This window comes from Winogradskyella thalassocola (genome assembly GCF_900099995.1).
In the GTDB taxonomy this organism is placed as follows: domain Bacteria; phylum Bacteroidota; class Bacteroidia; order Flavobacteriales; family Flavobacteriaceae; genus Winogradskyella; species Winogradskyella thalassocola.
Genome location: NZ_FNCZ01000001.1, coordinates 463,869 through 487,635, shown reverse-complemented (window position 1 = coordinate 487,635; position 23,767 = coordinate 463,869). Strand labels below are relative to the sequence as shown.

The following is a 23,767-nucleotide window of genomic DNA, read 5'->3' as shown; positions in this document are numbered from 1 at the left end:
TTTAGTTTTCCGGATTATCATTCTCAATTATACCCAAACGTTTTGCTCTAGATTCCCAGCTTCGTCTTGCTAAAAGTTGTAAGTCAGATACATTATCGCTTTCATCCATAATTTCTAATCCAAGAAGTGTTTCAATAACATCTTCCATAGTTACTAACCCGCTTACAGTACCGTATTCATCTACAACCAAAGCCAAGTGATTTCGGCTTTCTACCAGTTGCTCAAATAAAGTAGGAATTGGTAAACTACGATTCACAATAATAATGCTTCGTTTAATATCAGATAATAATTTTGAACCATTACCCAGTGCCATTTCTTTAAAAACTTCAGCCTTTAAAACCAAACCTGTAATATTATCAGATTCATCCGTATAGACAGGAACTCTAGAAAATCGAATATTAGAATTGGCTTTAAAAAACGTTTCAATTGTCATACTCTCGTTTTCAGTTTTCATAACTGTACGCGGAGTCATAATATCCTTTGCTTGTACTTCTTTAAAGTTCAATAAGTTTTTAATGACTTTACTTTCGTTTTCTTCAAATACACCTTCTTCATGTGCAATATCTGCCATGGCGGCAAAACTTTCTCTGCTTAAAATACTACCATGACCTTTACCTCCGATTAGTTTTGTTGTTAATTGAAGTACCCATAAAATACCGGTCCATTTTAGTGGAAATATTAAAATATTTAAAGCTTTTGCAGTGAAATTAGATAATTGCCTCCAGTAAGTGGCTCCAATAGTTTTAGGTATAATTTCTGAAGCGACTAATATTAGAATAGTCATAACCGTAGACACAACAGCAACCATGATATCTTCTGTAAACTCAAAACCTAAAATAGAGCGTTTAGTAGTACCATAAATTTCTACATAAGCGACTTTTGCTTGTACACCAACTAAGATGGCACCAACAGTATGTGCAATGGTATTTAATGTTAGAATAGCAATTAATGGACGATCGACATCTTTTTTTAATTCCTCTAATTCAAAAGCATAAGCTTTGCCTTCTTTCTTTTTAATATTGAGAAAAGTTGGTGTTAAACTTAAAAGCACAGCTTCTAAAATAGAACATAGAAATGAAAAAAAGATGGATATGACAGCGTAAAAAATGAGTAAGCCCATTAATGTTATGAAGTTTTTAGATGTACAAAGTTACGAAATGAATACTAATTTATAGTGCGCTATTTTTTTAGTTATTACTAAGTTATAGTGAATAATCAAAAAGAACAAGTTAAGAAAAAATTGTAAATTTAAAGTTATGAGGAATACAATTTTAATAATCGTTTTACTAGGGTCATATGGCTTATCTGCACAATTGAAAGGGAAAATAACTTATCGTCTTGAAATTATTAAGGACAGTATAGAGCAACCTTTTGAAAATAAGGAAAACACAGATGCTCAGAATGAGGTATTTGCATTGATGCACGAATCGCAACCCGTTGAAGGCTATTTGATATTTAATGATAGTATTGCAATTTATAATGTAGAGCCTAAAATTGATATTCCTGGATGGAATAATGGCAGTGACGGACTTATAATTTCCCCAAGTAATGTTAATCTTTCATGGATAATGGCAGGGGGAAGTACAACCTATTACAATGATTGGAGTCGTGATTATTGTATTACTCAAAACGCTATAATGGGTCCAACGCGGAGAGTCATACAAAAACCAAAAGAATGGACTATTACGGAAGAATCTAAAGTTATAGATGGCTATACATGCTATTTAGCAACCATAGATAAACGCAACGATAAGAAAGTAAAGGCATGGTTTACACCAGAAATCCCTGTGAAACATGGTCCAAGAGGTTTTAATGGATTGCCAGGTTTAATTATGGAAATTGAAGATATTGTATTGCTATGGACAGTCGTTAAAATTGATATTGATAATCCTGAAGCTGATGATTTCATAGAACCTATGGAAGGTGAGTTATTAACACAAGAAGAGTATATAAAGTTTAGTGGTAACCCTTTTGGGGATAATTAAATCATTAGAGGAGGAAATCAACAATATTTAGATGGTACTAACTTTCTAAAATGATACTTGTATTTGGAACTCCATATTGGGAAATGCGTTCTAAAAAAGTCACCAAATCTTTGTTGCTTTTAAAATAAGCTAAAATACACAAACTATCTTCTCCTGTAATGCGATCGCAACGTTGTACATCATCTAAGTATTTAATTTGATTGTAGGCGGTTCTTAAAGTACTAGATCGATGAATTTTCAGATTGATATAAGCCTTAACATTGACTCCGAATTTTTCATGATTAACGCGAAGTGAATAGCCTAAAATAAATCCTTTTTCTTCTAATTGTTTCACGCGCTTACCAACAGCAGGAGCAGATAAATCTACAGATTTTCCGATGGTAGCAAAAGATTCACGTGCATTGGCACTTAACATTTTTATAATTTTCTCGTCAATGTCGTCCATTCTTAATTTCGAAATTAATTTGTTTATTATTCGATTGATTCGAAACTAAATATAGTAAAATTAATTTGATTAGTAATCAACAATGAAGGTTTGATAAGAGGGTTTATAGTATGTTTTTCAAAAATAGCATCTATTACTAGCTTTATGTATTCAAAATAATTACGACATTTTGGGCGTAATTAAAAGGGATACTCTAATGTGAGTTTGACGTGTTTTTCTATTTGATGTCTAAAAATACTCTTGCACTAATTGATGGATTAGCGGCACTAATTCTTCCACTTAAAAGTGAGCTATAATTTAATGAGACTCCTAATTTTTTAGTTATATAATAAGAGGCTTCTCCTCCGATACCTAGATATTCAATATTATTAGCAAATATACTGCCCTGAGAATTCTGAGCATTTAGATTGCCGTTATGCAGGGATTGGGTTGTATTTTGTCTTCCTATTCACCAATATTTTTTTAAATTAACGGTGTTCCAAACTTTATTACTCTTGTGGTTTGATCTGAAAAATCATTCGTTCTATTGCTAAAACCTAAATACGCTTTACCATAAAACGGCTGATTATAAATGTTGAATGATTTATCTTAATTTAGCTGTATCAGTTGATTGAATTCGCCATCACCTGTTTAAAAACTTGCATCTGAGCCTCCTTCGAATTAACAGCTTCTCCTTCTGTAGGAATATCTCCTGTTGTACCAGAAACAACATCATTTTGAGTGGTTCTTGCGAAAAACGGAACATATTGAGTTTTCTAGTGAGTGAATATTATCCATTTAGACAACAATTAATCTACTTTTATATATTTTTTTTGTTCAGTTAAGTGCACAAATTCCCCATTTTTATATTCAAATTCACCTGTATAAGCATATATTGAATCAATCTGACAGCAATATGAAAAATCTGTGGCATAGCCATATGAGAGTTTTTTAGAGCTGTTGTTAAAAGTTAGATATTGCGTTGTTTCAATAAAATGTTCTTGAGACAAGGAAAGTTTTCCGCTTGGATTATAAATACTGTCGTTTTGAATCTCGTTGTATTTCGGGTAATTATAATTGAATCGGTGATAATTTATAGTATTCCCTTCAAATGATATTAGAGTCGCCGATGTTGTTGTTTCAGAATAAACAGCTGCTGGTCTGCCAAAGCTTTTTTCCTTTATTAGATATTTTCCATCAGGCATTAGATAAATGTTCTCAATATCTTTAAAATTTAAGTCATTTATGATTTGTCCATTTGCGAATACAATTTCGGAAATCCAATAAGGATTGCAGTATGCACCACAAGATTCTCCACGTCCAATAACTATTTTAAACAGGTTATCTGGCGAGGTATAAACTCTACCTAGAGTGATACCCTTATCTCCGTCAGAATAATCGGATAATAATTTTTTGATCTTCAAACTTGAAAAGTCAGCATTTATGGTATCTAATGTTGAAAAGGCTGATTTTCTCCAAAAACGAAGCAAATCTAAAGAGTCTTTATATGTTGTTTTAAAGTTTGAATGAATTTCATCAATAGGATAGTTCGCAAATTCATTATTTCTAATGTTTAAAGAATCTTCATTAGAGTGAATTTCAAAATCGGATAATTCTTCGATTCTTGATTTATTTTCATCTTTACAACTAAAACATAAAGCCAAAATTATAAATGCTAATGGTATTTTCCAATTCTTGTTCATGGCTTATTTTACTTTAGCAGCTTTTACAAGTGCAGTAAATAATACTTGGATATATACCTATAACATTTTTAACAGTTTCTTGGTTGATATTCGAAATCATTCGTTTTAGACTTAATTTATTTCGTTATCCATTTATAAGCTTTACCACATCCTTAGCAAAATAACTAGCAATAATATCAGCACCAGCACGCTTAAAAGCCATCGTGGTTTCTAGCATCACTTGGTCGTGATTAAGCCAACCTTTTTCTGCTGCTGCTTTTATCATGGCGTATTCGCCTGAGACTTGATAAACTGCCACAGGCACATTGACTTCATTTTTAATATCTCTTAAAATATCAAGATATGAAAGGCCTGGTTTAACCATAACAATATCGGCACCTTCCTCAATATCTATTAGAGTTTCTCTAACCGCTTCTATTCGGTTACCAAAATCCATTTGGTAGGTTTTTTTGTCTTTTGGTACATCCACTAAATCCACAGGTGCAGAATCAAGAGCATCGCGAAAAGGACCATAAAACGAAGACGCGTATTTTGCAGTATAAGCCATAATACCAGTGTTTTTATAGCCTTCTTGTTCTAATAATTGGCGAATTTGTAACGTTCTTCCATCGTTCATATCGCTAGGTGCTACAAAATCAGAACCCGCTTGAGCGTGTGTTAAGGCCATTTTTGCTAGCACTTCGGCCGATTCGTCATTAATAATCATCCCGTTTTGTACAATACCATCATGACCAACAGAAGAATAAGGGTCTAGGGCAACATCTGTCATCACTATCATATCCGGACAAGCATTTTTTACGGTTTTAATAGCGCGTTGCATCAATCCATTTGGGTTTAATGCCTCTGTACCTTTATTATCTTTTAAATTATCCGGAACTTTTACAAAGAGTAACACCGCTTTTAAACCTAAGTTCCATAATTCTTTGACTTCACCTTCAAGTAAATCTAAACTGTACCTAAAATAGTTGGGCATAGACGGAATTTCATCTTTTACGCCCTTGCCTTCAACCACAAAAAGTGGTACTAAAAAATCATTTGGTGTAATGTAGTTTTCTCTAACTAAACTTCTAATAGCCGCGTTAGTTCTTAGTCTTCTATTTCTTCGTAATGGAAACATGATTATATCTTTTAGACCTGTCAGGTTTCTAAAACCTGACAGGTTTTAATGTATGAGGATTATGATTACTTTTATCACCACAAAGTTAACTAATAAAACCCATTTCTGAGTGCTCAAATCCTTAGATGATTTAGAATTTATTTTTCCTTGGAGAAGTTATCAGGCTGAACTTTTAAAGCATTTTAATAGTCATATTGCGGATAACCATTTTCATGTTATTGCACCTCCAGGTTCTGGGAAAACCATCTTAGGATTAGAAATCGTTAGAAAATTAGGAAAGAAAACATTAGTTATTGCTCCAACATTGACTATAAGAAATCAGTGGGAAGACCGCTTACAATCCTTTTTTACTGAAAATTGTGATTTTAAAGCCTATTCATTCGATATTAAATCGCCAAGCGATGTTACGTTTTCTACCTATCAATCGCTTCATGCCTTTTATAAAATGTTTGAAGATAAAACCGAATATTACCAATTCTTCATAAGCCATAATATTGAAACCTTAGTTTTAGACGAAGCCCATCATTTAAAAAATGCGTGGTGGAATTGCTTAATGGATTTAAAACGGAATTCTGAGTTCTATATCGTGGCACTCACAGCAACACCACCTTACGATAGCAGTAGAGCAGAGGTGTCTAAATACTTTACGCTTTGTGGAGAGGTTGATGATGAAATTGCGGTTCCTGATTTGGTGCGCGAAGGCGATTTAAGTCCGCATCAAGATTTTGTCTATTTCTCAAAACCCGAAGATTTAGAGATAAATTTTATCGTCGATTACAGACGAAATATAGCCGATTTTAAAGATGAATTATTAAAGGATGAAACCTTCATTAACTTTTTAATTGAACATCGTTTTTATAAAAACCCGAATTGGCATTTGGATGAACTCTATTCAAATACGGAATATTTTTCTGCGATACTTATCTTTTTGTATGCCTGTGGCTTTGAAATTGATCATCAAAAATTAGAAGTTCTAGGTTTTGAAAAACAAGAACTGATTCAGTTTCCTAAACTCAATTTACATTGGCTTGGTATTTTGTTTCAGAACATCTTAGTTTCAGACAGAGAACAATTAATTGAGCAAGAAAAGTACGTTTCAACTTTAGAAAAACGACTAAGACGGCTTCATGTTTTTGAACGAAATTCAGTCGATTTTATTGGAGAACAACTGCTTTACAAATCCTTATCTAACAGTCCAAGTAAATTAAAAAGCATCGTTAGTATTGTTAAGGCAGAACGCGAAAGCTTAAAACGAGATTTAAGATGCGTGATTCTAACAGATTATATTCGAAAAGAATTTTTAAATATCAAAACTGAAGAAATAGAAGACATCGATAAAATTGGTGTGCTTCCTATTTTTCAATATATAAGACATTTTTGTGATAAGCCTGAAGAATTAGCGGTGCTTTCGGGTAGTATTGTAATTATTCATCAATCTATTTTAACTGCTTTTGAAACGATTGCTACATTGGGTGATTTTTCATTTTCACCATTACAAATGGATGCGTCATTTTTGTTGGTGAGTCCAAAAGGAAAGCCAAAAATTTCCATTGTAAGTATTATCACTCAACTTTTTGAATCGGGACACATTAAAGTGCTCATTGGTACAAAATCCTTGTTAGGTGAAGGTTGGGACGCACCATCTATTAACAGTTTAATTCTAGCGTCTTTTATAGGATCTTTTGTGTCTTCTAATCAAATGCGAGGAAGAGCAATCAGAAAAGATGCCAATTCACCCAACAAAACCGGAAACATTTGGCATTTGGCCTGCGTGGACCCAACAGATTTAGATGGCGGAAAGGAAGTCGATACTTTAAAGCGCCGTTTTGAAGCTTTTGTAGGTGTTACTAACAGTACAATTTCGTTTATTTCTAATGGTTTTGAACGCTTAAATATTCCAGATGAAAATTAATGTAGAATCTATTGAAGCCTTGAACGATGACACTATAAATCGTGCTACAAAACGAATTCTCATCACCGAAAAATGGAATAATGCCATCGGAAAAGGCACAAAACTAACCAAAGAAGTCAAGATTTTACATTCAGGAAAACGTCCTTTTAAAGCTCAAAAACAGATTTATTATTTTGATGTGCTTCGCTTTTTTATAGTCGAATTGTTATTTACCATGATGCTATTTTATGTGGAGTTTGTTGCTCAAAGTTTTCATCTCATCTTACAACGTGGTGTTTTTTATTTTATATATGCGCTTTTAGCGGCCTTTATAGGTGTGTTTGGCTATAAACTGTGGAAAGCTGCAAAACTCTACATTCGTCATGGTTATTTGTATAAGAAAATTGGAAAAATGGGATTAGCCATTTTAGATACTTTAGATGAATTGGGTTATATCACTTCGGGTAGAGCTAGTATAAACGTGAATTCTTATGTATTAGGAAAAGGCGATGTGGTTTGTAATTTGGTTGGTGCTAATGCGCTTGAAAATTCGCTATTCGCAAAAGCGTTGACTGAGCTTTTAGAACCTATAGAATCGCCAAGATATTTAATTGTAAAGACGAATTTTTTCAGAAAGCGATTAGATGTTGAAAATTTCTATCCAGTTCCGGAATTGTTTGGTGATAAAAAAGAAAATGCCTTAGTGTTTCAAAAACATTGGAAACAGTATTTAGGCAAAAACAAACTGGTTTTCACACGAAGCGTGGAAGGCCGAAAACTGCTTTTAAAAGCGCGATTGTTTCATGTGTATAATGCTTTTAAGGAAGTAACCAAAGAGGTTATGGTTTGGAAGTGATAAGTTAGACCTGCAAGGTTTTTAAAACCTGCTAGGTCAGGTTTGAGTTTTTGCTATCGACTCAAGCCTAAGTAAAACCATTGCTCATTCTCTTTTACAAAAGCTGATTTTTCATGAATAACATCTACGTTTCCATTTTCAAAAAAGTAAGCATTAAAGGTTACCGTGCCTTCTGTATCGTTCTCAGTTCCTTTTGTGGTTTCTAAAACCTCAAGTCGTATCCATTGAACAGATTTTGCCCATTTTACAATCGCTTTTTTCTCTTTTGTTGGTCGTGTAGAGCTGTGATGCGTTGCCATTAAATAATCGCCATCGGCAATGACAAAAGCGGAATATCTAGAACGCATAAGTTGTTCGGCGGTTTCTGTTTTTCCGTTGTTGCGATGAAATACTTCACAGCAGTCCTGGTAGGTTTTGGTAGTTCCGCAGTGGCAATTCATTGTTGCTATTTTTTAGAGACCTGCTAGGTTTTAAAAACCTAGCAGGTCTGAAGGTCTGTTTAAATTAAGCCCAATCTACAGGGTTTTGTAACACTTTAATTAGTTTTTCTTCTTCGCTTCCAGCTTCTGGCTGGTGGTCGTACACCCATTGCACATGTGGCGGTAAGCTCATGAGAATACTTTCTATACGACCATTGGTTTTTAATCCGAATAAGGTGCCTTTATCGTGTACGAGATTGAATTCTACGTAACGTCCTCTTCTAATTTCTTGCCAGTCACGTTGCGCTTTGGTGTAGTCTAAATCTTTTCGTTTTTCAACAATAGGAACATACGCTTCTAAGAAACTATCGCCAACTTCGGTTACAAAATCGTACCAGTTTTGCATACTCATCTCGTCTGTAGCTTTGCAATAATCAAAGAATAAACCGCCAATACCACGACCTTCATTACGGTGTGCGTTATAAAAATATTCATCGCAACGCGCTTTGTATTTAGCATAAAACTCTGGGTTGTGTTTGTCGCAAGCCGTTTTGCAAGTTTGATGGAAGTGTTTCGCATCGTCTTCAAACAAATAGTAAGGCGTTAAATCTTGTCCACCACCAAACCATTGGTCTACAATATTTCCTTCGTTATCATACATTTCAAAATAGCGCCAGTTGGCGTGTACGGTTGGTACCATTGGATTTTTAGGATGTAAGACTAAGCTTAATCCACAAGCAAAAAAATCGGCATCCTCTACACCAAAATATTTCTGCATGCTGTCGGGTAATTTTCCATGAACACCAGATATGTTTACACCACCTTTTTCAAAAACAGCACCGTTTTCAATAACGCGTGTTCTTCCTCCGCCTCCTTCTGGTCGGTCCCAAAGGTCTTCTTGGAATTTAGCCTTGCCGTCTATTTCCTTTAGTTTAGAGGTAATAGTGTCTTGTAATTGGTGTATGTATTTGAAGAATTGGTCTTTCATTGAAGACCTAGCGGGTTTTTCAAACCCAGCAGGTCTAGAATCATCGTATTCCATATTTAATTCGTTCGGTGTATTATTGTTATGTGTTATATTGAAGTTCTTTAAGGCATCAAAAAGCCCAATAATATATGGCTTTTTCTCGCTAATTAATGTAGTATTTTCAGTACTGTATAATTTAAAAGAGGAAAACTCATAAGATTTGAAATCTTCAACAATATTATGATTTTCTGGATTTCTATGTATGTATAAAATGAGTTGTTTTAAATAATTTTCATCTTTAATGTGCTTTCTTTTAAATGGTCTTTCAAATAAAGCCCCTGTTCTATAATTCTGCTTGTTGTAAGCTTTGGTATAGGCATTAAATAAATTTGAAAAAGCTTGATTAACTTCTTTGGTGTCTGTTGTGACTTCAATAGCAAAATGAAAATGATTATTGAGTAAACAGTAAGCTAGAATGTTAACTTTTGGAATTAGGTATTTCTCAACAAGTTTGAGAAAATAAGACATATTGTTGTCGTCTTGAAAAACAGTTTCACTATTGATACCACGATTATAAATATGATAGTAATTGTCTTTTTTTAGTAATTCCATTGTATTACAAATTTAGTCTTGAATTAAGTGTAGGATTGACCTGCTAGGTTTTAAAAACCTGCAAGGTCTTAGCGTGTGTTTTGGTTATTTAACTCATACAATTCCATATCCAAAGGCTGTTCACCAATTGGTGTATACTCATTAGTCAAGGTTTTAACCCATTTAAAATCATTTTTTAAAGCCACTTTTACGCTCGGTAAATTACCTTTATGAGCAATAATCTGAAGTGTTTCTAGACCTAAACTAGTAAAAGCATGTTGAGATAGTTGATTAATAGCTCCAGACATTAAGCCTTGCCCTTCAAAAGGATAGCCAATGCAGTAGGCAAATTCTCCTTGTTTTATATTCCAATCGAGTTCCTTGATGTAAATAAGTCCTGCGAGTTCTCTGGTTTCAGTATGTTTTAATGTAAATAGAAACGTTTCTTTTTCTTCAAACTGCTTTACCATCTTTTCAACAAATAGTTGAGATAAGGTTGGGTTTAAATTCTGTTCTAAAGTTTTTTGAAAATAACGTTTGAGTCTATCTTCATTGGCAACACACAAATCACAAATTCTCCAGGCGTCGCCTTCGTGTATCGGATTGATTTCAAATGTATCGAATTTAGCAACCATTATACTGTGAGGCTATTTTGGTTTAGAGCTTTTTCCTGTTCTAATAGCTTTACAGTATTCACAGAAGACGCTGTAACACTCAATGGTAAAACAAGAATAACGCCGACAACCGGAATCAATAAAAAGAGCATAAAAACAATACCGTTTCCTATAGCAATTCCTTTGTGTCTTCCAACAAAATTAATGCTTTCTCTGTATTTAAAATGACGTTCTAAAGTGTAATCCATATTACCGAAACCAGCATAATAGGATTGGACTAAAAATAATAAGACAGACGAAGCGATATTACCAATTAACGGGATAAAATTTAAAAGCAAAATAGGAATTGTAACTAATAGTTCTTTGGCTAAATTCCGGATATTAATTCTTATGCCTCGCCACAGCTGGTCTTTAAACGATGTGTTTCTGTGATTGTGTTGTTCTACACCTGTTAAATGTGCTTCAATTTTTTCTGAAACCGGACTCATAAATGGCGCAGATAATGCCATTATAATGTGTTTGTACAAAATTAAGCCTATGGCAATTACGATGATGCCTCCAATAAATGTTGAGATGGCAGTAAAGGTTTCTTTTCCCCAATCCCAAGGCCAAATACTGGCAATAAAACGACCGATATTATCTGATAATCCGTAAGCAGACAACCCAATCATTACAGCGGTTACAACACTAATAAGTATAGGAATGGCGAAGTATTTCCAAAGTTTTAATTTTGAAATTAAAGCGAAGGACCCTGCATAAGCTTGTATCCCTTTTAATATGTTATTGATCATATTATTGTTTTTAGTTGACGACACTTAAAAGACGTTAAAAGGTGTTCTAAGTTACAATAATAGAGAATTAAACTTAGTCTGCTTTGTATTCCTTAACGGCGTCAATAAATGCTTTGGCGTTTTCTAAAGGGATGTTTGGTAAAATACCATGTCCCAAATTAACGATGTATTTATCTTTCCCAAACTCATTAATCATTTGAGTCACCATCTTCTTGATTTCAGCAGGTGGCGAAAATAAACGTGTTGGGTCAAAATTACCTTGTAGAGTGATATTTCCTCCTGTAAGGTAACGAGCATTTTTTGCAGAACAGGTCCAATCGACACCTAATGCTGAAGCGCCAGATTTTGCCATTGTATCTAAGGCAAACCAACAGCCTTTTCCAAAGGCGATAACTGGTGCATCCTCTTTTAAAGCATCTATAATTTGTTGTATATATTGCCAAGAAAATTCTTGATAATCTACAGGAGATAACATGCCTCCCCAAGAATCAAAAACTTGTACAGCATTACAACCCGCTTTTACTTTTTCCTTTAAATAGGCGATGGTTGTATCTGTGATTTTCTGCAGTAAACCATGTGCAGCAATCGGATTTGTAAAACAAAACTCTTTGGCTTTATCAAAGTTTTTAGAGCCTTGACCTTGCACACAATAACATAAAATGGTCCAAGGTGAACCCGCAAAACCAATTAACGGAATGTCGTCATTTAGCTTTTCTTTGGTCGCTTTTATAGCCTCGTAAACATAGTTTAAAGCCTCTTTTACATCAGGAACAATGACGTTATCGACGTCTTTTTGAGAGCGAATAGGATTTGGTAAGTAAGGCCCAAAATTAGGCTTCATTTGTACCTCAATATTCATCGCTTGTGGAATCACTAAAATATCTGAAAACAGAATCGCAGCATCCATACCATAACGACGTATTGGTTGTACTGTAATTTCACTTGCTAATTCTGGTGTTTGGCAACGTGTAAAGAAATCATATTTCGCTTTGATTTCCATAAACTCAGGTAAGTATCTGCCTGCTTGACGCATCATCCAAACTGGTGGACGTTCTACAGTTTCTCCTTTTAATGCTCTTAAAAATAAATCGTTCTTTATCATTGTAGCCTTTGGCTTTTGGCTATTAGTTTTTGGCTTTTGGCCAGTTACTATTAGCTGTTTTTAATTTTACTTATTAAACTATTTATCATTCTTGCTTCTGTACTGAGAAGTTCAAAAATAGTTGTTAATTTTTCTTCTGGAATAAACTCTAATTCCTTTGAAATAATTAATTGTGTTTCAACTTCAAAGAGAGAGCCCATTGCTATTTCAAGAAACCGTTTGAATTCTATATCACTATTTCTACTGGAACCTTCTGCAATATTAGAAGGAATCGATATGGCTGCTCTTGTTATTTGACTTCTCAGTCCAAACTTTTCTTCGGATGGCAATTGCTGAGAAAGGACATAAACTTGTTTTACCAGTTCAATTCCATTTTTCCAAATTTCAAGTGTCCTAAAATTTCTCATATTTTAGCTTTTGACTTTTCACAACAGTGGTGCTAATAGCTAAAGGCTAAAAGCCAATGGCTCTATTTGTAAAATTCATTCACCAACTCAACAACACTCTCAACCAAAGGAACTTTAGCAACTCTCACCTCTTTAAAGTACTTTTTAGCTTCAGTAGCCGTCGTTTCTCCAATACAAAATGCAATGCCTTTAGCTTCATTTTGTTGTAAAAAACTTTGAACTGTAGATGGACTATAAAACATTACACCATCTAAATCGCCTTCTACTTTCTTAGCATCAAGCTTAGTTTCATAGGCTTCAACTTCGTTGACTTTGATGTTGTTTTCAGATAAAATATCGGGTATGGTATCTAACCTCAAATTACTACAGAAATAAGTCACTTCAGCACCATCCATAAATTCAACCATGTGATTGGCTAAATCTTTAGCGTACTGCTCGTAATGCTTTACTTTTCCAATACGTTTTTCTACCATGCGTTTGGTTTTTCGACCAACACAATAAATATTTTTGAATTGTAATTCTACTGCCGAAAAATTTGTAAGTAACGATTCTACTGTATTCTGACTTGTAATGATAACGTTCTCAATTTCGTTACGAATAATACTCTTGCTAAGCCTATTAGAATTAATTTTAATATCATCGTTACTTTCAGCGACAACATCATCATGAAACATTGCTTTCTGATCATTAGTTAATTGTTTCGTAGAATAAATATTAGTGATTTTGTCACCTTGCGTTAATTCGTCAATTAATATTTTACCACCTTTTCCAATGATATAATCGGCGCAGAATTCTGCTACATTATGATGACTTCCGAGAGGAACTACTTTAACAACTTCAATTTTTTTAGTGCCATCGGTACTTAAAAGAATTCCTTTAAAGTTGATTTCTTCCTCTTTATTAATATAACAAATAGCTCCAATTGGTGCTGTACAACCACCTTCTAAACGATTTAAAAATTCGCGCTCAATAGACGTACAAATTTCGGTTTCTTCGTGATTTATTTCTTTAAGAATTTCCCTTGTTTCCTCTGCGGATTCTAGAGCCGTAATCATAATGGCTCCTTGTGCTGGCGCAGGAATCATCCAACTTAAATTTATCGAATTTTCGGGTGTTAAATTTAACCTTCCTAAACCGGCTCCTGCAAAAATAGCAGCATCCCAATCGTCATTATTTTCAAGCTTTTCTAGTCTAGAGTTCACGTTTCCGCGCAAACCAACAATAGTATGCGTTGGATAGCGGTTTAACCATTGTGCACGTCGTCTTAAACTTCCTGTTGCTATAACGGCATCTTTAGCAGATAAAAACTCTTCATTGTCTTTAAAAACTAAGGTGTCATTAATATTTCCACGTTTTAAAACAGCAGCTTGTATAATGCCTTTTGGTAAAACGGTTGGTACATCTTTTAAGGAATGCACCGCAATATCAATAATGCCCTTAAGCATGGCGATATCTAAAGTTTTAGTGAAAATTCCGGTAACACCGAGTTCGTACAACGGTTTATCGAGAACTAAATCTCCTGTTGATTTTATCGGAACAAGGACGGTTTTATGACCTAAATGTTCAAGTTGTGATTGAACTGTTTTTGCTTGCCACATAGCGAGCTGGCTGTCGCGTGTGCCAATGCGAATTATTTTAGACATTATCGGTAGTTTCTAACTGAAATATTTTTTTGATGAGCTCTATGCTTTCATCTGAAGTATTGCCATCTTCTCTTAAGTGATGTGCAAATTGATTTGTTATTTTCTGAATCAAATTATTAGTAATCAACTCCGCCTGAACCTCGTTAAAGTCAGACATTTTTTTGCGTTGTGTATTGAATTCAGAATTTTTAAAATCTGTTAATTTATGTTTTATAGCCTGAATGGTAGGAACGAATTTTAACGTATTTAACCACGCATTAAATTCGGCTGAAATTTCTAGAATAATCGCTTCGGCATTTGGAATGTATGCTTTTCGCTTTTCTAAAGTGTCATCTGTGATTTTTGCTAAATCATCTAAATGTACTAAAGTGATATTAGAATGTTCTCTAATATCTTCATTAACGTTCTTTGGAATCGATAAGTCTAAAACCAATAATGGCTTTTCGGTTGAAATTAAAGATTTGTAAACCGTTGGGTTTTGAGCGCCTGTTGCAACAATGACAATGTCTGAAGCGTTAATTTCGTCTTCTAGATTCTCGTAATCTTTTACGACAAGGTTAAATTTACCGGCTACTTCTTCAGCTTTATCTTTAGTTCTGTTAATTAAAGTGATATGAGAATTCTTAGTGTGTTTAACTAAGTTTTCACAAGTATTTCTTCCAATTTTTCCTGTTCCGAAGAGTAGAATATTCTTTTTAGAAATATGCTCAACGGTATTCATAATGTACTGAACAGAAGCAAAAGAAACCGATGTGGCACCAGAAGATAATTGCGTTTCGTTTTTAATACGTTTGCTTGCTTGAATCACAGAATTCACTAAACGTTCCGTAAATGAATTTAATAAACCGACTTCTTTCGAAATTCTTGCACCAGCTTTAAGCTGAAATATAATTTCGAAATCTCCAAGAATCTGACTATCTAAACCAGAACCTACACGGAACATGTGGTTTATAGCATCTTTGTTTTTGTGAACATAAGCAACCTCTTGAAACTCTTCAACGGTACCTTTTGTGTTGTCACATAATAATTGAATCAGTTGAAAAGGATGCTCAGCAAAACCGTAAAGTTCAGTTCGGTTACAAGTAGAAACTACTAAAAGGCTTTCGATGCCGTTTTGCTTAGCTTGCGACAATACATTATGTTTAGCCGTGTCACTTAAACTAAAATGACCGCGCACTTCTGCATCTGCTTTTTGATAGCTGAGACCTATGGCGTAAAAATATTTGCTTCTATTTGGCATGTGTTGCGTTCGCTCGTTTACCTGACTTTGGAAAGTAACAGCGCAAATGTAATTTTGAAATTTAAATAAAAACAACGCTAGAAGAACTTAAAGTATCGTTTCTGGTTTTTTAGGATTGTTTTTAACTAAAACATGATAATTATCATACTTTTGTAGCAAAATCAAGGGCTTTTTAGGCTTTTGTTTAGAATGAATCTAAATAATAACGAAATGGATTTAGAAAAAAACAACTCAGAAAGTATCGCTATAAGTACTTTTGAGGAAACGCGTATTGAAGATGGCTTTTTTGTGTTAACACATAAAAATGAAAATGACAGCGTCGAAATTCTTGAGCGTGAGATTGATAGTAGCTATATTCAGTTTCATTTTTGCACTAAAGGAAAAGCTGCTTTTAAGTTTAATCAGGGCAACTACACCTTAAATATTGATGAAGAAACGTCCTTATTGCTTTATAATCCAGAACGTGATTTACCGATTCATTTAGAAATTCAGCCGCATTCTTGGTTGGTGTCTTTAGTGATTTCTATTAAGAAATTTCATGGTTTGTTTTCAGAAGATGCTAATTATGTTACGTTTTTAACGGACGATAATAGAGATAAAAAATATTATAAAGATGGAAAAATTTCGCCATCCATGGCTGTGGTTTTGAATCAGCTCATCAGTTTTAACTTGAACAATTCCATAAAACCCTTATATTTTAAAGGCAAGGCTTATGAATTATTGAGTCTGTTTTTTAACCGAAGTGAAGATGCCGATATTGAACAATGTCCGTTTTTAGTGGATGAGGTCAATGTTGCCAAATTAAAAAAAGCAAAAGACATTATGATAGCAAATATGGCTGAACCACCAAGTTTGCAAGAATTGGCAGATGAAATAGACCTTAGTTTAAAAAAATTAAAAGAAGGTTTTAAACAGATTTATGGAGATTCGGTTTTTAGTTTTCTATTCGATTATAAAATGGAAGTGGCACGTAAACTTTTAGAGTCTGGCGATTATAATGTGAATGAAGTTGGACTAAGGGTAGGTTACAGTACAGGAAGTCATTTTATAGCTGCTTTTAAAAAGAAATTTGGGACGACGCCTAAAAAGTATATTCAAGCATCGTCATAAATTTCTAATAATCATAATAGCCATCACCTCCAGTTGGAGTAACCCGTTGTCTATCCTTATAGATCGCTAGGTTAAGAATTTCGGTATATTGCTCTTCGAGTTCTTTCGTTTTATCAACCATAGTGCCATAACTTTCTGATATAGAATAATAATCTACAACCAATTGCTTTGGGTCTTTTGGTTTAATAAATGAAATGTAATGTAAGGCTTCCATTTTACCAGAATACTCGTCATCCTTATCTATTTTAAAGAAATACATTATGGCATTTTTACCTTTATCAGTGACAAAATCGCGCTTAAAAAGAAAGGCAATAGAATCTTTTTCTTTTTCATAATTAGCGTCAGATAATAGTTTCGATTTGGCAAATTGTTGTTGATTAATACCGATAGATTTTAGTTTACCTAATAATTCAGAAGCATCTAATTCTTCTAAAAGTAAATATTGGTTTTCTTCATCATTAACAAGCTTTTCTGTAAGTTGAGCAGGAATTGTTTCTTTGGCCTTCGTTAATAATACATAATATTTTACCAAGGCATTTATGTCATCTACATTAAGCAATTTTGAAAAGAAATCTTTAGCTGTACGTTCTTCTCTATAAGGAAAAATGAGTCGAACATAGGTCGCCAAATTGTGAGAATACGAATTGTAACCGTAATTATTATAGCTTCCTAAATTCCGCTTTATTTCCATTTTAGCGTCATTTATCAACTGATTTTTATATTTTTTATAGGTCTTTTGTTTTACTAATCCACTGTCTTTTACTTTGGCAAGCAAAGTATAAAGTGGTTGCTTATATTCTTGTATGGTGCTGTATTCTAAAATTTTTGGAAATAGCGAAGCTTTCAGTTCTAAAGAGTCTTTACGATTGTAATTGTAAAACATGCTGCCAACACTTCCTAAGGGTAAATCGCGCTCCATTAATTCTAAAGCAATGGTATATGATTCTTTGGTGTTAGAATCTAATAAGCCTTCTAAAATAGAGGTTTGAGTTTGTGGATCAGAATAACTATCGTGATAGAGTTGCTTTATAAAAGGTAGATTGTTCTTTAAGTCTATTTCGATGAGTTGTTCAACGAGGTACGATTTTATCTCTAGGCGTTCTTTTTCAAATTCAAAATCCTTTAGAATTGAAACGATGTCTTTACTGTTGTGTTTCTTAAATTTAATAAGACCGTAAGATTCTAAAACAATACTGTCTTTTGCTCGTAAGGCTTCAAAAAATTGTTTGGTTTTATCGGTTAACACATTTTTCCCTAAAAGGGTGTCTTTTGGTGTAAATGACTCATAAAATTCTGTCACAAATTTTGAAGGACCGCTTATAGAATCCACCAACGTTTTTAATTCGAAAAGCACTCCTTCCTTTAAAATATTCTTAACTAATACTTGCTTTGCACTTGAAGAATCTGTGTAACTAAAAGTATTGATGTAGATATCATCATCAGTTTTAGACGACTTACGATTGGCAATATGAAATGCTTTTTCGGCTTTATAATAACGTGCTCTGTAATTTACTTTCTCTTCTAAATCTTTCCAAAGGCTATCTACATTATGAAACATTTGTAAATCGTGAAACTTAGTCCTTGAGATGGAGATTTGCTCGTTAGCATAAGTAGAATAAACCGTTTCGTTTATGGTTTGCTCATAATCTTTAGCTTTTTTACCACCATTGTAATTATAGTTGTATGGATTTGGTAAAGGTGCTTTTCCGTTTGTGTTAACCGAAAAATGTAAAGAGGTATCTATCACTTTTTCAAATCCTTTGTAATCTGTTTTGTTGAATTTAAAGGACTTAAAAAATGCCGATTTATCAATTTCATTTGTGCCCACGTAACCTAATAAATAGTAACTGCCATCCTTAACAATGGTTTTTAGATATAATCTTTTATTAGTATCAGCGTCTAAAATGGCATTAGATTCATAGGTTTTGTAATCACCTGCTTTAAAACCACCTTCAGCTTCAACTAATTTGTAATTTTTATATAGGGCATGGTGAAAATACTTTGCCTCAAAACTGTCTTCTTCAATATATGTTAAGTCATTTAAAACGGCTTCTTCAATAAAATAATAAGCTCCATCTTTATGACCTTCCACTAGCTTTTTTCCATAGTTATTCATGTTGCTAGAAATAAAATATTCAGGAAAATCTACTTGAAATTTACGTTTTGGAGAGTTGAATAATTGTGTGTCGTCTGAAGGAGTTCTCAATACTATTGAATTGAAAATCTTATCTTCATGTTTGAGTACAAAGTCACTACGGCCAGCAAATTTTATAATTATAATTTCTAAGGGTGTTTCATAAATATGGTACTTCTGAAACTCCCCTTTTTTGGTTTTATTAACGATGCTTATTCCTGGATAAGGTTGCGTTAATTCGTCTTTCTTAATGATATCTCCAGGAATGTCTTCATACAGTAAATGGTCAATATCTTTAAGGCTAATATTTTCTTTTTCGTTTGGTAAATACGTAAAACGACTAATTCTATTAATAGTTAAATAGGCACCATTAGTCATGTCTGGATCTAAATAATATTTCTGACCACCGTAAGAAAACTCTCTTAGTTTATCATAGGTGTTAATGCTTAGAAAACCATCTGGAGTGCTATGTTTTTGTAATTCCGGACTCACAAAAAGACTGTCTAATTTTATTTTCTCTGTTTTGCTATAGTCCGTTTGGTCAGATGTTAAGGCTTTTACGGTATAACCACGTTGACGTAACATATTTATCATACCGTGTTCTCCTGGTAAATGTGCGGCACCAACTCCTGCAAATACAGATTTGGTAGGCATTAATTTTTCTAAAGAGATCACCATATTCTCGTTTCGAATATAGAGCATGTTTTCGCGGAAGAATTCGGTGTTAACACCAGCTCCAATAGAATCGAGTAAGTCTAAGTTTCTATCGCGGTATAAATTTTCTTGAATTAAATACGCATTCTCTTTAGCATACAATTTTTGTAACCATGGGTCTAATTCTTTTTTATTGGCATTGTAAGCTGCTTTTGTGGTTAAGTATCTAGATTCTTCTAAATCTTCTAGGGCGTATATTTTTTTATTGTTTTTCTTTCCGGCTTGAAAAATAAACATGTCTAAATAGGTTTCTTCTTCAAAATTATCTGAAGAGCTACTTTTTCTATATAAATAGGCATTCACAGCATTGTTATCCATACGCACGGAACCTCTAATTGCCATTTCTTCAGGGTGCGTTAGCTTAAAAAGGTTGGTATAGAAATCTTCATTATAATTAGTGTAGGCAGCCATTTGTCCAAGCATCATTTCGTAATTAAAACCTGGCCAAGTAGTTGGGTCAGATTCTAGTGCAATACAATCACTTTGATTTAATGCCTTGTAAAATACATCGTCTAATCTAAAGGCTACTTTTTTGCTGACATGCATGGTGCCATAGAGATATGACGGTTTTTCTAATCCGTTTCCTGTAATTTTCCAAAGTAAGCTTTGATATTGTTGTTGTGAGAAGGCAACTATTGTAAAGGAAAATATAAGTAGTGATAAGTATTTTTTCATGTGTTTGTGTTTGCTGACATTATAATTGTCACGTGCAGTTCGCTATTAATTATGTTTTAAATAATTAAATTTTGAACATGCTCGGTTCATAATAAATTTTGATCAAGGCTTGTAAAGATATTTAAATCCTTTAAACAGACTTATAGAAATAGTTAAACTCGATTAAAAACAAGTCATAAAACTATTGTTTAGGTATCTATAACCTAAAAGTAGATAAAATATTTTAAGATGGTAGGATAAATAAAACCAATACAAACCATTATTAAGTATTGCGATTAGTATCGTACTTTTGCAGTTGAAAATGTAAAGCATGTCAAAAGGAATTTTATTAGTTAATTTGGGCTCTCCAGACAGTCCAAGCCCTAAAGATGTTAAGAAGTATCTCGGTGAGTTTTTAATGGACGAACGCGTTATTGATGTGCCATTAGTGGCGCGTACTATTTTAGTAAAAGGTATTATTTTAAATACCAGACCTAAAGCATCGGCAGCAGCGTATCAAAAAATTTGGTGGGACGAAGGCTCTCCGTTAATTGTACTTTCGGAGCGACTTCAAGAAAAAGTGCAGCAAAAAGTAGATTATCCTGTGGCTTTAGCAATGCGTTATGGCAGCATGACGATTAAAAAGGGACTGCAAGAATTAGTTGATAAAGGCTGTACTGAAATAAAGACCATTCCGCTATACCCACAATTTGCGATGGCAACCACAGAAACGATTGATGTAAAAGTAGATGAGTTGGTTGCTGAATATTTTCCAGACCTAAAAATTACACGAACACCAGCATTTTACAATCGTGAAGATTATATTAATGTACTTTCTAAAAGCATTGGTGAAACCTTGAATAATTTGGATTATGAACATATCCTTTTTAGTTATCACGGGGTTCCTGAAAGACATATTCGTAAAAGTGATATTACCAATGGTAACTGCCAAATGAATGGCAAATGCTGTTTTAAAATGGGCAGTAAACAACACGAATTTTGTTACCGTCACCAATGCGAAATTACCACCGTAAATGTGGCTAAAAAGTTAGGTTTAAAAAATGGCACGTATTCTACGACGTTTCAATCGAGACTTGGTTTTGATCCATGGTTAAAGCCCTATACAGACCGTACTATTGAAAGAATGGGTAAGGCTGGTACCAAAAAAATGGCCATTGTAACACCCGCTTTTGTAAGCGATTGTTTAGAAACGTTGGAAGAAATTGCGATGGAAGGTGAAGAAATCTTTCACGAAATGGGCGGAAAAGAATTTACAGTGATCCCTTGCCTCAACGACCGCGACGATTTTGCTGAAGTACTTAGTACTATGGTAGAGGAATGGTCAACTGCTGAAACCAAAGTCGTATAATGGCAAATGTATCGTCACAAGATCTAGGAAATGAGCCTATAGGCAAATTACTTATTAGGCAAGCCGTACCAGCATCTATTGGTATTTTGGTGATGTCGCTTAACATCTTGGTCGATACTATTTTTGTTGGAAATTGGATTGGGTCTACAGCTATTGCAGCCATTAACGTAGTACTACCAGTGTCGTTTTTTATTGCAGCATTGGGTATGGCTATTGGTATTGGAGGGTCTTCAATGATTTCGCGAGCTTTAGGTGCTAATAATACTATTAAGGCGCTTAAAACTTTTGGAAATCAGCTGACGCTAACCCTATTGTTTACGGTGACTTTTGCCGTGTTTGGGCTTTATTTTGTGGACACCTTAATTCCTGCTTTTGGTGGGAAAGGCAATATTTTTGAACCAGCAAAAGTATATTACGAAATCATTCTCTACGGTGTACCCATCTTAGGATTTGTAATGATGGGTAATACTGTCATTAGAGCTGAAGGGAAACCTAAATTCGCGATGTATGCGATGCTTATTCCTTCCGTCGGTAACTTGGTTTTAGACTATATGTTTATTAATGTTTTAGACTACGGAATGGCAGGAGCCGCATGGGCTACAACAGGGTCTTATATCGTGGCGTTTCTGTTTATATTTTGGTATTTTTTATCCGATAATTCTGAATTAAAAATCAACTTTTCACATTTTAAATTACAGAAGTCTATTGTCTCAGAAATTGCATCGTTAGGTTTTGTAACCTTAGCGAGGCAAGCTGTTGTAAGTGTTACGTTCTTATTGGTGAACAATGCACTCTTCAATTTTGGTGGTGAAACATCAGTTACGGCTTATGCTATAGTTGGTAGGATGATGATGTTTGTATTGTTTCCGGTGTTTGGAATTACACAAGGCTTTATTCCTATTGCAGGTTTTAATTATGGTGCAAAAAAATATGAACGTGTTCAGGAATCTATTTATACGGCTATAAAATATGCCACTATTTTAGGAACCGTAGTCTTTATAGGTTTAATGTTCTTCCCAGATATTATTACAAAATGGTTTACAACAGATGCAGATGTTATCAGTGTCACCCCAAATAATATGCGATGGGCTTTTGCAGCGGTACCAATTGTAGCATTGCAACTTGTAGGTGCAGCGTATTTTCAAGCAGTTGGTAAAGCATTGCCTGCATTATTCCTTACGTTGACAAGGCAAGCGATTTTCTTTATTCCGTTAATGTATATTTTACCATTATATTTTGGTGAATTAGGGATCTGGATGTCGTTTCCAATTTCAGATGTGCTTTCAACGGTAGTCACGGCTTATTTTTTATATCGCGAAGTAAAGTTGAATCTGAAAGCTGAATTGATTGAGTGATTTACTGATTTTAAAGATGACGTTTTTTGTTATTTGTAAATTTAAAATGTCATTTTCGAATATAAAATTAGAGTGACAAAATTTATATTAAAACAACATAAAATTACCATTTTACACTATGGAATATTATAATTACATAAAATCATTACACCTCATTTTTGTGATTACTTGGTTTGCAGGCTTATTCTACATTCCGAGATTATTTGTCTATCAAATTGAAGCATTTCACAAACCATCACCAGAAAAAGAAATTTTAGGAAAACAATTAAAATTAATGGCAAAACGTCTTTGGTTTATAATCACTTGGCCTTCTGCAATTTTAGCGACGCTATTTGCGGTTTGGTTAATGATTTTAATGCCAAGTTGGTTGCAAATGGGTTGGATGCATGTTAAATTATTATTTGTGCTTTTACTTTTTATGTATCACTATAAAACACATCTATATTTTAAGCAACTTCAAAATGATGAGGTTAAAGTCACTTCTAGTTTTATGCGCATCTGGAATGAGGGAGCAACATTCATACTATTTGCTGTGGTTTTTCTAGTTATTCTTAAAAGTGCAATCAACTGGGTTTTTGGAATTATAGGAATGGTAGCTTTAGGAGTCTTAATTATGTTAGGTTTTAAATTGTATAAAAATATACGTTCTAAAAATCCGGAAGCCTAATAGACTTTTTAAAA

The 23,767-nt window shown here is 33.9% G+C and carries 20 protein-coding genes; 7 read left to right on the top strand and 13 right to left on the bottom strand.

Translation table 11 applies throughout. The annotated features are described in order from the left end of the window. Window position 1: 1 nt before the first annotated feature. A complete protein-coding gene (locus tag BLT80_RS02055) occupies window positions 2-1,120 on the bottom strand; it encodes a CNNM domain-containing protein (protein ID WP_092465920.1) in 1,119 nt (372 codons plus the stop codon). A 136-nt stretch (window positions 1,121-1,256) separates the two neighbouring features. On the opposite strand from BLT80_RS02055, the gene BLT80_RS02050 reads away from it, so the two are divergent. Then, window positions 1,257-1,985 (top strand): GLPGLI family protein, encoded by a 729-nt coding sequence (locus BLT80_RS02050; RefSeq protein WP_092465919.1) that lies wholly within the window; start codon window positions 1,257-1,259, stop codon window positions 1,983-1,985. 37 nt (window positions 1,986-2,022) lie between these two features. Here the strand turns inward: BLT80_RS02050 and BLT80_RS02045 are convergent, their stop codons facing one another. The 3 genes from BLT80_RS02045 to hemB form a co-directional block, all read right to left on the bottom strand. Beyond that, on the bottom strand, window positions 2,023-2,430 hold the full coding sequence (locus BLT80_RS02045; RefSeq protein ID WP_092465918.1) for an Lrp/AsnC family transcriptional regulator: 408 nt from the start codon (window positions 2,428-2,430) through the stop codon (window positions 2,023-2,025). Window positions 2,431-3,218: 788 nt separating this feature from the next. Beyond that, window positions 3,219-4,112: a hypothetical protein gene (locus tag BLT80_RS02040; protein ID WP_092465917.1), complete on the bottom strand. Its 894-nt coding sequence runs from the start codon at window positions 4,110-4,112 to the stop codon at window positions 3,219-3,221. Window positions 4,113-4,236: 124 nt separating this feature from the next. Further along, complete coding sequence (hemB, locus tag BLT80_RS02035) at window positions 4,237-5,229, bottom strand: porphobilinogen synthase (RefSeq protein ID WP_092465916.1); 993 nt, start codon at window positions 5,227-5,229, stop codon at window positions 4,237-4,239. Between the two features lie 109 nt (window positions 5,230-5,338). Between hemB and BLT80_RS02030 the strand changes: the two genes are divergently transcribed. Both BLT80_RS02030 and BLT80_RS02025 read left to right on the top strand, forming a co-directional pair. Then, the gene (locus tag BLT80_RS02030) at window positions 5,339-7,141 is read left to right on the top strand and encodes a DEAD/DEAH box helicase family protein (protein WP_092465915.1); all 1,803 of its coding nucleotides are present in this window, start codon (window positions 5,339-5,341) and stop codon (window positions 7,139-7,141) included. Beyond that, the gene (locus BLT80_RS02025; RefSeq protein ID WP_092465914.1) at window positions 7,131-7,976 is read left to right on the top strand and encodes a hypothetical protein; all 846 of its coding nucleotides are present in this window, start codon (window positions 7,131-7,133) and stop codon (window positions 7,974-7,976) included. Before BLT80_RS02030 ends, BLT80_RS02025 begins: the two co-directional genes overlap by 11 nt. Before the next feature lie 53 nt (window positions 7,977-8,029). On the opposite strand, the gene BLT80_RS02020 is transcribed toward BLT80_RS02025, so the two are convergent. The 8 genes from BLT80_RS02020 to hemA form a co-directional block, all read right to left on the bottom strand. Continuing rightward, window positions 8,030-8,416 carry a YchJ family protein gene (locus BLT80_RS02020; protein ID WP_092465913.1) on the bottom strand — a complete coding sequence of 129 codons (387 nt, stop codon included), beginning with the start codon at window positions 8,414-8,416 and terminating at the stop codon, window positions 8,030-8,032. A 64-nt stretch (window positions 8,417-8,480) separates the two neighbouring features. Then, window positions 8,481-9,383, bottom strand: coding sequence for an oxygen-dependent coproporphyrinogen oxidase (gene hemF, locus BLT80_RS20235; RefSeq protein WP_092466861.1), 903 nt, complete (start codon window positions 9,381-9,383; stop codon window positions 8,481-8,483). A gap of 659 nt (window positions 9,384-10,042) precedes the next feature. Next, complete coding sequence (locus BLT80_RS02010; protein WP_092465912.1) at window positions 10,043-10,588, bottom strand: GNAT family N-acetyltransferase; 546 nt, start codon at window positions 10,586-10,588, stop codon at window positions 10,043-10,045. Then, the gene (locus BLT80_RS02005; RefSeq protein WP_092465911.1) at window positions 10,588-11,358 is read right to left on the bottom strand and encodes an EI24 domain-containing protein; all 771 of its coding nucleotides are present in this window, start codon (window positions 11,356-11,358) and stop codon (window positions 10,588-10,590) included. Before BLT80_RS02005 ends, BLT80_RS02010 begins: the two co-directional genes overlap by 1 nt. 73 nt (window positions 11,359-11,431) lie before the next feature. Continuing rightward, window positions 11,432-12,460, bottom strand: a complete 1,029-nt coding sequence (gene hemE, locus BLT80_RS02000; protein WP_092465910.1) for a uroporphyrinogen decarboxylase — start codon at window positions 12,458-12,460, stop codon at window positions 11,432-11,434. A gap of 50 nt (window positions 12,461-12,510) precedes the next feature. After that, window positions 12,511-12,867 (bottom strand): four helix bundle protein, encoded by a 357-nt coding sequence (locus BLT80_RS01995; protein ID WP_092465909.1) that lies wholly within the window; start codon window positions 12,865-12,867, stop codon window positions 12,511-12,513. A 62-nt stretch (window positions 12,868-12,929) separates the two neighbouring features. Continuing rightward, the gene (hemC, locus tag BLT80_RS01990; RefSeq protein WP_092465908.1) at window positions 12,930-14,510 is read right to left on the bottom strand and encodes a hydroxymethylbilane synthase; all 1,581 of its coding nucleotides are present in this window, start codon (window positions 14,508-14,510) and stop codon (window positions 12,930-12,932) included. Continuing rightward, window positions 14,503-15,750: a glutamyl-tRNA reductase gene (gene hemA, locus BLT80_RS01985; protein WP_092465907.1), complete on the bottom strand. Its 1,248-nt coding sequence runs from the start codon at window positions 15,748-15,750 to the stop codon at window positions 14,503-14,505. The genes hemC and hemA overlap by 8 nt, the downstream gene beginning before the upstream one ends. A gap of 210 nt (window positions 15,751-15,960) precedes the next feature. Here hemA and BLT80_RS01980 point away from each other — a divergent pair, with 210 nt between their 5' ends. Beyond that, window positions 15,961-16,860, top strand: a complete 900-nt coding sequence (locus BLT80_RS01980) for an AraC family transcriptional regulator (protein WP_092466860.1) — start codon at window positions 15,961-15,963, stop codon at window positions 16,858-16,860. A gap of 4 nt (window positions 16,861-16,864) precedes the next feature. Here the strand turns inward: BLT80_RS01980 and BLT80_RS01975 are convergent, their stop codons facing one another. Beyond that, window positions 16,865-20,383, bottom strand: a complete 3,519-nt coding sequence (locus BLT80_RS01975) for a TraB/GumN family protein (protein ID WP_092465906.1) — start codon at window positions 20,381-20,383, stop codon at window positions 16,865-16,867. Between the two features lie 310 nt (window positions 20,384-20,693). Here BLT80_RS01975 and hemH point away from each other — a divergent pair, with 310 nt between their 5' ends. The 3 genes from hemH (at window position 20,694) to BLT80_RS01960 (ending at window position 23,753) form a co-directional block, all read left to right on the top strand. Beyond that, entirely contained in the window at window positions 20,694-21,731 is a 1,038-nt protein-coding gene (gene hemH, locus BLT80_RS01970; RefSeq protein ID WP_092465905.1) for a ferrochelatase, read from the top strand. Next, window positions 21,731-23,086, top strand: coding sequence for an MATE family efflux transporter (locus BLT80_RS01965; protein ID WP_092465904.1), 1,356 nt, complete (start codon window positions 21,731-21,733; stop codon window positions 23,084-23,086). The genes hemH and BLT80_RS01965 overlap by 1 nt, the downstream gene beginning before the upstream one ends. A 118-nt stretch (window positions 23,087-23,204) precedes the next feature. Next, window positions 23,205-23,753 carry a CopD family protein gene (locus BLT80_RS01960; protein ID WP_092465903.1) on the top strand — a complete coding sequence of 183 codons (549 nt, stop codon included), beginning with the start codon at window positions 23,205-23,207 and terminating at the stop codon, window positions 23,751-23,753. The last annotated feature ends 14 nt before the right edge of the window (window positions 23,754-23,767 follow it).